This window comes from Streptomyces sp. Isolate_45, from assembly GCF_024721315.2.
In the GTDB taxonomy this organism is placed as follows: Bacteria; Actinomycetota; Actinomycetes; order Streptomycetales; family Streptomycetaceae; genus Streptomyces.
The window spans coordinates 1-10,752 of the sequence record NZ_JANFAK020000226.1 but is presented as its reverse complement, the minus strand read 5'-3'; the positions used below and the strand labels follow the sequence as shown (position 1 = coordinate 10,752).

Annotated in this window: 10 protein-coding genes and 1 riboswitch; of the genes, 4 read left to right on the top strand and 6 right to left on the bottom strand. The window is 73.5% G+C overall.

The features are described 5' to 3' along the window. Positions 1–82: 82 nt before the first annotated feature. From NOD94_RS37760 to NOD94_RS37750, 3 genes are all read right to left on the bottom strand, one after another. Positions 83–1,174, bottom strand: a complete 1,092-nt coding sequence (locus NOD94_RS37760) for a prenyltransferase (protein WP_281210767.1) — start codon at positions 1,172–1,174, stop codon at positions 83–85. After that, positions 1,171–1,905 (bottom strand): class I SAM-dependent methyltransferase, encoded by a 735-nt coding sequence (locus NOD94_RS37755; protein ID WP_281210766.1) that lies wholly within the window; start codon positions 1,903–1,905, stop codon positions 1,171–1,173. Before NOD94_RS37755 ends, NOD94_RS37760 begins: the two co-directional genes overlap by 4 nt. A gap of 67 nt (positions 1,906–1,972) precedes the next feature. Beyond that, positions 1,973–3,343 carry a glycosyltransferase family 4 protein gene (locus NOD94_RS37750; RefSeq protein ID WP_281210765.1) on the bottom strand — a complete coding sequence of 457 codons (1,371 nt, stop codon included), beginning with the start codon at positions 3,341–3,343 and terminating at the stop codon, positions 1,973–1,975. Between the two features lie 252 nt (positions 3,344–3,595). Here NOD94_RS37750 and NOD94_RS37745 point away from each other — a divergent pair, with 252 nt between their 5' ends. Next, positions 3,596–4,294 (top strand): TetR family transcriptional regulator, encoded by a 699-nt coding sequence (locus NOD94_RS37745; RefSeq protein WP_281210764.1) that lies wholly within the window; start codon positions 3,596–3,598, stop codon positions 4,292–4,294. 221 nt (positions 4,295–4,515) lie between these two features. On the opposite strand, the gene NOD94_RS37740 is transcribed toward NOD94_RS37745, so the two are convergent. From NOD94_RS37740 to NOD94_RS37730, 3 genes are all read right to left on the bottom strand, one after another. Further along, a complete protein-coding gene (locus NOD94_RS37740) occupies positions 4,516–5,154 on the bottom strand; it encodes a hypothetical protein (protein ID WP_281210763.1) in 639 nt (212 codons plus the stop codon). Positions 5,155–5,341: 187 nt separating this feature from the next. Continuing rightward, positions 5,342–5,593: a ferredoxin gene (locus NOD94_RS37735; protein WP_281210762.1), complete on the bottom strand. Its 252-nt coding sequence runs from the start codon at positions 5,591–5,593 to the stop codon at positions 5,342–5,344. Continuing rightward, entirely contained in the window at positions 5,593–7,068 is a 1,476-nt protein-coding gene (locus NOD94_RS37730) for an aldehyde dehydrogenase (protein ID WP_281210761.1), read from the bottom strand. The genes NOD94_RS37735 and NOD94_RS37730 overlap by 1 nt, the downstream gene beginning before the upstream one ends. Before the next feature lie 172 nt (positions 7,069–7,240). Between NOD94_RS37730 and NOD94_RS37725 the strand changes: the two genes are divergently transcribed. The 3 genes from NOD94_RS37725 (at position 7,241) to NOD94_RS37715 (ending at position 10,642) form a co-directional block, all read left to right on the top strand. After that, positions 7,241–8,374 carry an MBL fold metallo-hydrolase gene (locus NOD94_RS37725; protein ID WP_281210760.1) on the top strand — a complete coding sequence of 378 codons (1,134 nt, stop codon included), beginning with the start codon at positions 7,241–7,243 and terminating at the stop codon, positions 8,372–8,374. Positions 8,375–8,486: 112 nt separating this feature from the next. Next, positions 8,487–8,555: riboswitch (cobalamin riboswitch) on the top strand. Positions 8,556–8,684: 129 nt separating this feature from the next. Then, the gene (locus NOD94_RS37720) at positions 8,685–9,932 is read left to right on the top strand and encodes a prenyltransferase/squalene oxidase repeat-containing protein (RefSeq protein WP_281210759.1); all 1,248 of its coding nucleotides are present in this window, start codon (positions 8,685–8,687) and stop codon (positions 9,930–9,932) included. Beyond that, positions 9,929–10,642 (top strand): SCO2322 family protein, encoded by a 714-nt coding sequence (locus tag NOD94_RS37715; RefSeq protein WP_281210758.1) that lies wholly within the window; start codon positions 9,929–9,931, stop codon positions 10,640–10,642. The genes NOD94_RS37720 and NOD94_RS37715 overlap by 4 nt, the downstream gene beginning before the upstream one ends. Positions 10,643–10,752 lie beyond the last annotated feature (110 nt).

Here is a 10,752-nt window from a genome sequence, read left to right as displayed (position 1 = left end):
CCCGCCGGCCCGCCGCGCCGCCGTGCCCGCCCCGCAGCACGGCGGGGCGGGCACGGTCGTTCCGGTTCGGCGGGCGCCCGGTTCAGGCCCGGCAGCAGTCCGGCTCCAGGCCCACCGGGAGCGTGAGCCCGCCGAAGACCTCGCCCGTGGCGCCGTCCCCGCCGAGCGCGGCGACGGCCAGCAGCAGCGACCCGGCCGTCCAGGTCGTCTGCTCCACCGGCCAGACGGCCCGGTCCTGGAACACGTAGCCCGTCCAGTACATGCCGTTGTCGGCCCGCAGGTGCCCGATCGAGCGCAGGATCTCCAGCGCCCGGTCCGACTCCCCCATCGCCCAGAGGGACAGCGCCAGTTCGCAGGATTCCCCGCCGGTCACCCACGGGTTGGGCAGGACGCAGCGGACCCCGAGGTCGGGGACGACGAACTCCTCCCACCGCGCGTCGATCCGCGCCTTCGCCTCGGCTCCGGACAGCGCACCGCCCAGCACCGGGTAGTACCAGTCCATCGAATAGTGCGACTTGTCGAGGAACCGCTCCGGGTGCCTGCGTATCGCGTGGCCCAGCGCACCGGTCGCCAGCTCCCAGTCGGGCTGCGGATCCCCCCGGTGGTCGGCGATCGCCAGCGCGCAGCGCAGGGCCTGGTGGATCGACGAGGAACCCGTCAGCAGGGCGTCCGTCACCGGGACGCCGTCCGCCTCCCGCTTCCAGCCGATCTCCCCGCCGGGCTGCTGGAGGGCGAGGACGAACTCCACCGCCGCGAAGACCGCCGGCCACATCCGGTCCAGGAACCGGTCGTCGCCGGTGGCCAGGTAGTGGTGCCAGACGCCGACCGCTATGTACGCGACGAAGTTGGACTCCCGGCTCGCGTCCTGCGGTTCGGCGGTGTCGACCCCCTCGGGCCGGTCGGTGTAGGCCGCATACCAGGAACCGTCGTGGTTCTGGTGTCGGGCCAGCCAGTCGTACGCCCGCTCCGCGGCCCCGTGCTCGCCCGCCGCGTCGAGGGCCATCGCGGCCTCCGTGTGGTCCCACGGATCGAGGTGGTGGCCCCGGAACCACGGTATGGCCCCGTCCGGGCGCTGCGCGGCGAGGATCCCCTCCACCGTCAGGGCGGCCTCCTCGGCGGTCAGTACGCCGTCCAGGACGAGGTGCTCGGGTGCGGTGCGCCGGGGCGCGGTCACTGCGTGGCGCCGACGGGCAGGTGCGGCTTCGTCGCGTACGCCACGAAGCTCTTGCCGATCACCGGGTTCAGCGCCTGCTCGGCGAGCCGGGTCGCGAGGGGCTTCTTCATGATGTCCCAGACCAGGAGCTTGTGGTACGCCTTGACCGGCAGCGCCTTGTCGTTGTCCACGCCGAACGCGCACTTGAGCCACCAGTACGGGGAGTGCAGGCCGTGCGCGTGGTGGGTGCCGTACGGCTCCAGGCCCGCGGCCTCCATCTTGCCGAGCAACTCGTCCGCCTTGTATATGCGGATGTGGCCGCCCTCGACCTCGTGATAGGCGTCGGAGAGCGCCCAGCAGATCTTCTCCGGACCGTAGCGCGGCACGGTGATCGCGATGCGACCGCCGGGCTTCAGGACGCGGACCATCTCGGCGAGGACGCCCTTGTCGTCGGGGATGTGCTCCATCACCTCGGAGATGATCACGACGTCGAAGGAGTCGTCGGGGAACGGCAGCGCGAGCGCGTCGCCCTCCATAGCGGTGGCGGTGGCGCCCGCGGGGGCCTCACCGGCCTCCTTCATGGCGGCGAACCACTTGGCGACCTCGCGGATCTCCTCGCCGTTGCGGTCGACGGCGACCACCTGGGCGCCTCTCCGGTAGCACTCGAAGGCGTGGCGGCCGGCGCCACAGCCCAGATCGAGCACACGGTCGCCTGCGGCGAGCGGGAACCGGGAGAAATCGACGGTCAGCACGGGGTCCTGCCTTCGCTGTCGCGGGGGTGGAGGGGATGGCTCATGAAGCTGCGGTGGCGGTCGAAGGTCAGCGCGGCCGGTGGGTACGGGTGGTGGTCGCCCCGGTCGGGTCGATGCCGGTCGGGTCGATGCCGGCCTGTGCGATGGTCGCCTGTGCGATGGCGGCGCGGTAGTGGGCGACGGTGCCCTCGGCGGCCTTCGCCCAGGTGAACCGGGACAACACCCGTTCCCGCCCGGCCGCTCCGAGGCGCTCGCGGAGCGCGGCGTCGCCCAACATCCGGCCCAGCGCGGATGCCAGCGCTCCCGCGTCGCCGGGCGGCACGGCCAGACAGGTCTCCCCGTCGGCGCCCGTCACCTCGGGGATGGCCCCGCCGGTCGTGGCGACCAGCGGGGTGCCGGTGGCCATGGCCTCGGCCGCGGGGAGCGAGAAGCCCTCGTAGAGGGAGGGCACGCAGGCGACCTGGGCGCCGCGCACGAGGTCGACGAGCTCGGCGTCGGTGATGCCCTTGACGAAACGCACCGCGTCCTGGAGTCCGTACGTCTCGATCGCGCGGGCGACGGGCCCGCTCTCGGCGCGCTTGCCGACGACGACGAGGTGCGCGTCGGGTCGCTCGGTACGGAGCTTGGCGAGGGCCTCGACGAGGTGGACGAGCCCCTTGAGGGGAACGTCGGCGCTGGAGGTCGTCACGATCCTGCCGGGCACCTCGGCCACGGAGGGGTCGGGCGACCACAGGTCGGTGTCGGCGCCGATGTGGACGACGTGGATGCGGTCGTCGCGGACGCCGAGGTGCTCGGCGATCTCCTGCTGGGAGGAGCCCGAGACGGTCAGCACGGACGGCAGCCTGCGGGCGACGCGGCCCTGCATGCGGGTGAAGGCGTACCAACGCCGCACGGAGAGGCGCTGCTTGCGGCTGCGGGCGGCGTCGATCTCCAACCGCCGGTCGACGGTGATGGGGTGGTGGACCGTCGTCACGAGGGGGGCGCCGAGGTCGCCGAGCAGTCCGTAGCCGAGGGTCTGGTTGTCGTGGATGACGTCGAACTCGCCCGCCCGCCCGCGCAGATGGCGCCGGGCGCGCAGCGAGAACGTCAGCGGCTCCGGAAAGCCGCCCGTCCACATCGTGGCGACTTCGAGGGCGTCGATCCAGTCCCGGTACTCGTCGCGCTTGGGCGTGCGGAACGGGTCGGGGCTGCGGTACAGGTCCAGGCTCGGCAGCTCGGTGAGCGTGGCGCCCGTGTCGAGCACCGGGTAGGGCTGCGAACCGATGACCTCGACGGAGTGTCCGAGGCGGACGAGCTCACGCGAGAGGTGCCGGACGTAGACGCCCTGGCCGCCGCAGAACGGGTTCCCCTTGTAGGTGAGGAGCGCGATGCGGAGCGGGCGGTCGCCGTCGGTGGCGGAACCCGCGAAAGGGCTCGTCACGATGGCCTCAGCGGTCACTCTCGGCCCCCTTCTGCCTGCGACTTTCGCCGGAGCGTAACCGCTCGGATAATGTAGAACAAGTTTCAGACTTGATCCGTTGAAGACCATTGAATCTACCGGCCGGAAACCACACCGTAAGAGGCGGAGCAGGTGATTCGCGCCACGACTCGGGCGCCTGACATGCTGACCCCGGATCATGACCGGAACAGCCCTGTGCAGCACCACCAGCGACGCCACGGAATACCCACGGAACGCCATGGAGCGGGACACATGACAGCGGAAGCGAAGGCCGTCACCACACCGGCGTCCCCTCCCCTGACGGAGCGCCAGGAGGCCCGCCGTCGCCGCATCCTGCACGCGAGCGCGCAACTCGCCAGCCGCGGCGGCTTCGACGCCGTGCAGATGCGGGAGGTCGCCGAGCTGTCCAGCGTGGCCCTCGGGACGCTGTACCGGTACTTCCCCTCGAAGGTGCACCTGCTCGTCGCCACGATGCAGGACCAGCTCCAACACATGCACACGACACTGCGCAAACGCCCGCCGGCGGGCGACGACCCCGCGGCCCGCGTCGCGGAGACCCTGATGCGCGCGTTCCGCGCGCTCCAGCGCGAGCCGCACCTCGCGGACGCCATGGTCCGCGCCCTGACCTTCGCGGACCGCAGCGTGAGCCCGGAGGTCGACACCGTCTCCCGCCTGACGACGGCCATCATCCTGGACGCGATGGGCCTGGACGCCGCCCCGACGGCGGAACAGCTCTCGGCGGTCCGCGTCATCGAACACACCTGGCACTCGGCCCTCATCACCTGGCTGTCGGGCCGCGCCTCGATCGCCCAGGTCAAGATCGACATCGAAACGGTCTGCCGCCTGATCGACCTGACGGCCCCGGAGCGGGGGGGCGGGGCCGGGGGTGGGGCCGCTACCGGACGCGGGGTCGGACGCGGGACGGCTGGGGCGGGCGGGACGACGAAGTAAGTCCGGATCCGGCGGGTGGAGTCGGGGGTCAGGGGGTGCCTGGGTGTCCGGGGGCGGGGTCCGGGGGCGGGGTCCGGCTGATCGGAACGGAGCGGGCGGGCGGGGTTGAGGGGGCGGAGCCCCCCAAACCCGCCCTGATGCGGACCAAGGACACCCCGCCCACCCCCGGCCCGACCATCGCACCAGTCCCGCCCCGCGAACCCCGCCCGTCCCCGACCCCCTCACCCGTCGTGGTGCGGTTCGCGGGTGGCTTCGTCGCGGCGGAAGGCTTCGTCGCAGGTCGGGGTGGAGCGGGTCGCCGTGAGGGAGAGGATGTCCAGGAGGCCGCCGTTCGAGAGCTCCAGGGTCCACGTCCCGCTGGTCAGCCGGGTCGCGGGGATGGGGTCCCCGCGTCGCCCCGTGACCCGCCATCCGCGTTCCGCCAGGGCGGCTTCGAGGGCGGCGAGGTGGGCTTCGTCGGCGGGGCCGGTGCTGGTCCAGTCGGCGACGCAGTCGGCGATGGCCCCGTCGGCCGGGGGCATCGAGGTGTCCCGGGGCAGGCCGACGGCGGCGGTGGCGGCTGCGAGTTCCGCCAGGACCTTGGCGTGGGCGGGGTCCGGGCCCGTGCGGGCGGGGGCGTCGGGGGCGGCCGGTACCGGGGTGAAGTCCAGCGGGTCGGGGGCCGGGGTGTCCATCAGGCCCGTCAGGGAGCCGAGGCCCCCGAGCCCTCCGACGGAGCCCACCGCGACGGCGCCGAGGGCCAGGCACGCCACGACCCCGGATCCGGCCGCCGCGACGGCCGTCTTCCACCGCCCGCCCCTACGGGCCCGCGCGCTCCCACCCACACCGCTGGACCGGTCGCTGCCCTCACCACCCGGCACCTCCCCACCCACACCGCTCGACGGGTCGTTGCCCGCACCCCCCGTACCCCCCGCGCCACTCCCCGCGTTCCCCCGCATGCCGGTCATCCCGCTCCCGCTCCCACCCTCGGGCGGCACGCGTGCGCGGTGCCGCCGGACGTCACCGCGTCCGGCGGCACCGCGCAGGTTAGCTCCCGGGCGCGGTGGCCTACTCCTCGGGTGGGAAGACGGGTTCGCCCGTCGCGGCCAGGGTGATGAGGATGGCTTCCACGGGGCAGCCTTCGGCCGCCGTGAGGGTGGGTTCGTTGGCGTCCGTTTCCGGGGTGCGGGGGTGGGACTGCCGGGCCGTGTCGAGGGAGAAGCCGTCCGGGGCGTGGTTGACGCACATGCCCGAGCCGATGCAGACGCCCCGGTCGACCTCGACCTGCCAGCGGTCTCCCGTCCGGCCGAGGTCTCCCATCAGGCTCCCGTCCCGTCGGCGGGGGCGTAGCCCGCCGGGAGGTGGATCATCTTGTGCTCCAGGTACTCGCCCAGGCCCTCCGGTCCGAACTCGCGGCCCACGCCGCTGTTCTTGTAGCCGCCGAACGGGCCGAGCATGTCGAGGCTGAAGGTGTTCACGTTGAAGGTGCCGGTGCGGATGCGGCGGCCGAAGTCGATGCCGTGCTCGGTGTCGGCGGTCCAGACGCTGCCGCTCAGTCCGAATTCGGAGTCGTTGGCGATCCGCGCGGCCTCCGCCTCGTCGCCGTAGGGGATCAGGCAGACGACCGGGCCGAAGATCTCCTCGCGTGCGATCCGCATCGAGTTGTCGACGTCGCCGAAGAGGGTGGGTTCGACGTACCAGCCGCGTTCCAGGCCCGCCGGGCGGCCACCGCCGGTGAGGACCTTCGCGCCCTCCTCCTGGCCGATGCGGATGTAGTCCAGGGAGCGCTGCTGCTGGCGTTGGGCGACGAGGGGGCCGAGTTGGGTCGCCGGGTCCAGCGGGTCGCCGACGACGAGGGCTCCGGCCGCGGCGGCGAGCGCGTCGGCGATCTCGTCGTAGCGGGCGCGCGGGGCGAGGACTCGGGTCTGGGCGACGCAGGCCTGGCCGTTGTTCATCCAGGCGGCCGGGACGATCCCGGCGATGGTGGTCTCCAGGTCGGCGTCGGGCAGGATCACGGCGGCGGATTTTCCGCCGAGTTCCAGGGTGACCCGGGTGAGGTTGCGCGCGGCGACCTCCATCACGCGGCGGCCGGCGTCGACGGAGCCGGTGAAGGCGACCTTGTCGATGCCGGGGTGACCGACGAGGTACTCGCTGACCTCGCGGTCCGCGGGCAGGATCGACAGGACGCCCTCGGGGAGCCCGGCCTCGCGGGCGATGTCGGCCAGGATGTAGGAGTCGAGCGGCGCTTCCGGGGAGGGCTTGAGGATCACCGTCGATCCGGTGAGCAGCGCGGGCGCGAGCTTGGCGGCGGCCACGAACTGGGGGACGTTCCAGGGGATGACGGCGGCGACGACCCCGACGGGTTCGCGGCGCACGAGGATGGGGCCGAGTACGCCCTGGCGGTGTTCCTCGTACGGGAAGGCGCGGGCGACGGTGATGGCGGCGTCGTAGACCATCATCGGGCCGAGGGCCTGGGCGAGGACGCTCCAGGAGTAGGGGGAACCGTTCTGGGAGCTGATGGAGCGGGCGATCTCCTCGTGGCGGACGGCGATGGCGTCCTTGATGCGGGTGACGACGGCGATCCGCTCGTCCAGGGTCATGCGGGGCCAGGGGCCTTCGTCGAAGGCCTTGCGGGCGACGGCGACGGCGCGGTCGACGTCGGCGCGGGAGGCGTGGGGGACGCTGCCGATGACCTGCTCGGTGTGGGGGGAGACGACGCGCAGGATGTCGGTGCCCAGCGGGTCGGTCCATTCGCCGCCGATGAACAGTTGTCCGTGTTCCACGAGCTCGGTCATGGCTGAGGCCTCCTGGGGCTTGGCGTTCCAGAACTGATACCAGTTCTAGTTAGAGGAGTCCACGGCCCGGACGGAACAGGCGGAAAGATCCAACGGCTAGTCAGGAAGCCCCGATGATGGTCGACTTGGGCTACTACTGGAACAAGTTCTCGTCAGCGGACAGGGGAGCCTCATGTCGCAGGACACCTCAAGGGACACGTCGGGGGACGCGTCGAGAGAAACGTCGGGGGACGCGTCGAGGGGCACCTCGGGCGGCACCTCGGGGAACGGCGCGCAGGTGACCGACCACGGCGGGGGCGTCCGGGGCATCAAGGTCCCGATCCCCGACAATCCGCTCGGACACACCCTCGTCCACGTCCTCGACACCGACCGCGGCCCCGTCCTCGTCGACACCGGCTGGGACGACCCCGCCTCCTGGGACGCCCTGACCGCCGGGCTCGGCGCGCTCGGGCTCGCCGTCGCCGACGTCCACGGCGTGGTCATCACCCACCACCACCCCGACCACCACGGCCTGTCCGGACAGGTGCGGGAGGCCTCGGGCGCCTGGATCGCGATGCACGCCGCCGACACCGAGGTCGTCGTGCGCACCCGCTCCGCGGAGCCCGGCGTCTGGTTCGACTACATGAGCGAGAAGCTGGCCGCCGCCGGCGCCCCCGAGGAACACGTGGCCCCGCTGCGCGCCGCCCGCGCGAGCGGCCGGCTGCGGACCCTGCCCGGGCTGCGGGCCGCCGTCCCGGACCGGGAGATCGTCCCCGGTGAGCTGCTGCCCCTGCCCGGCCGCCGGCTTCGGGCCATTTGGACCCCCGGCCACACCCCCGGCCACGTCTGCCTCCACCTGGAGGAGGAACATCCGGCGAACCTCCCCGGCAACGGCCGCCTCTTCTCCGGCGACCACCTGCTGCCCGGCATCTCCCCGCACATCGGCCTCTACGAGGACCCCTCCGACGAGCGGGTCACCGACCCCCTCGGCGACTACCTCGACTCCCTCGAACGCATCGGCCGGCTGGACCCCGCCGAGGTGCTCCCCGCCCACCAGCACGCCTTCACCGACGCTCCCGGCCGCGTCCGGGAGCTCCTCGACCACCACGAGGAACGGCTGACCGGCCTGTGGCGGCTGCTCGCCGAACCGCTGACCCCGTGGGCGCTGGCGGAACGGATGGAGTGGAACCGCCCCTGGGAGCAGATCCCGTACGGCTCCCGCACCATCGCCGTCTCGGAAGCGGAGGCGCACCTGCGGAGGCTGGTCAAACAGGGCCGGGCGGAGGCGGTACCGGGCACGGACCCGGTGACGTACCGGGCCGTGTGAGCGGCGCGGCCCGGCCCCGCCGGTCCCCGGCCCCACCACCCGGCGGGCGGTGCCCCCGGGTCCGCCTGTTACGGGCCGGTAGAGTGAAGGCGTCGTCCACATCTCCGTACGGGGGGAAGCCGGTGCGAATCCGGCGCTGACCCGCAACCGTGACCCGCCCGCGCGGGAAGCCGGAATGCCCCGTACCGGAGGTGCGCGGCTCGTGCCGCCGGGTCCTCCGGCGGCCGGCACCGTCGAGGTAAACGGAGCCGGAGCCCGGTACCCGCGTGTGCCTGTCTCCGTTCCCCAGCACGAGAGGCACCCGCCCCCCATGAACGTCCGCCGCAGCGCCGCCGCGCTCGCCGCCTCCGCCGTGCTCTGTGTGGGTGCCGCCCCCGCAGCCCTCGCCGACACCGCGCCGCCGTCCCCGTCGGCGCCCCCCGTCATCCCGTCGGGTCTGTTCGGCAAGGCCGATCCGACGTACGACGGCGTGTGGCGCCAGTCCGTCGCGCTGCTCGCCCAGCGCACGGCCGGCGCCGAGCCGTCCCCCGAGGCCGTGCGGTGGCTCGTCGCCCAGCAGTGCGCGGACGGCGGCTTCACCTCCTTCCGTGCCGACACGGGCAAGGCCTGCGACGCGACGATCCCGCTCGACACCAACGCCACCGCCGTGGCCGTGCAGGCGCTGAAGACGCTCGGCGGCCAGGACGCCACGGTCAAGAAGGCCGTGGACTGGCTGAAGTCCGTCCAGAACGAGGACGGCGGCTGGAGCTACGTGCCCGGCTCCCCCAGCGAGGGCAGCTCCACCTCCCTCGTGATCAGTTCGCTGGCAGTGGCGGGCGAGAAGCCGGCCGACGTCAAGTCCAAGGCCGGCAAGTCCGCGTACGACGGTCTGCTCGCCTTCCAGCTGGGTTGCGCCGCGGAGCCGGCCGCCGACCGGGGCGCCTTCGGGTACCAGCCGGCCGACGGCAAGCTCGCCGCGAACGCCGACGCCACGGCCGCCGCCGCGCTGGCCGGACTCGGCAAGGGCATCGTCGTCGAGCCCGCCGCCACGGACACCCCCGCCGCCGCTCTGGCCTGTCCGACCGGTGCGACGGACCCGGCGGGCGCCGCCCAGGGCGCGGCCGGCTACCTCGCCGAGGCCCTGAAGAAGGACGGCCGGCTGACGGCCGTCACCCCGGGCGCCGACCAGCCCACCGCCGACACCGGCAACACCGCCGACGCCGTGATCGCCCTGGCCGCGGCCGGGCACCGGCAGTCGGCGGCGGGCGCGCTGGAGTGGCTCAAGGGCAACTCCGCCGAGTGGTCCAAGGGCAACCCGGCCGCGCTCGGCACCCTGATCCTCGCCGCGCACGCCACGGGCACCGACCCGAAGTCCTTCGGCGGCACCGACCTGGTGTCGGCGCTGAACGCCACGGGCCCGGCGCCGCAGGCGTCGAAGACGGACGCGACGAAGGTCGAGTCCAAGGACGACGAGGGCTCCGGCAACCAGAACATCTGGTGGATCGTCGGCGCGGGCGCCGCGGCCGGCATGGGCATCGGCATCCTGCTGAGCGGCCGCCGCAAGAAGAACCAGCTGTGAGCCGCCGCCGTCCGCCGGCGCTCGCCGGCGTGGTCCTGGGTGTCCTCGGCCTGGTCCTCACCCTGTTCGCCGCCTCCCCGGCCGTGGCGGCGAGCTACCGCTACTGGTCGTTCTGGGACGGCGCGGACGCGCGGTGGGCCTACGCCACCCAGGGCCCGTCGACGGCCCGCCCGGCGGACGGCGCAGTGATCGGCTTCCGCTTCTCCGTGAGCAAGGACGCGGCCGCCGAGGCGGCGCAGCCCCGCGCCGCCGCCGACTTCGAGGCCGTCTGCGCGGACACCGCCCCGGCCGCCGGGAAGAAGCGGGTGGCCATGGTCATCGACTTCGGCGTGCCCGAGGACGCCCCCGGCGGCGAACGCCTCCCGCAGGACGCCCCGCGCACCGTCTGCGCCCGGGTGGCCCCGGCCGCCACGGCCGCGGAGGCGTTGGCGGAGGTCGCGAAGCCGCTGCGCTACAACGGCGCGGCCATGCTGTGCGGGATCTCCGGCTACCCCCGGACGGGCTGCGGCGAGCCCGTCACCGACTCCGGATCCGGCTCGACGGCGCCCGCGCCACCGACGGCTCCCGGTACTCCGGCCGAGCGGACCCCGCCCCCGGCGGCGACCCCCGCACAGGACTCCGGCCCCTCCGTGGGGCTGATCGCGGGCATCGCGGCGATCGCCGCCCTGGCGGCGGCCGGCGTCTGGCAGTCCCGCCGCCGCAGGCGATGACGGGCCGCCCGGACGCACCCGCCGCCCACGGCCCCGCGGTCGACAGATCGGAAGAGCGTCGTGTACGGCAAGAGTGTTCCACCAAGAGTACATCTCGGTGGTCGCCGGAT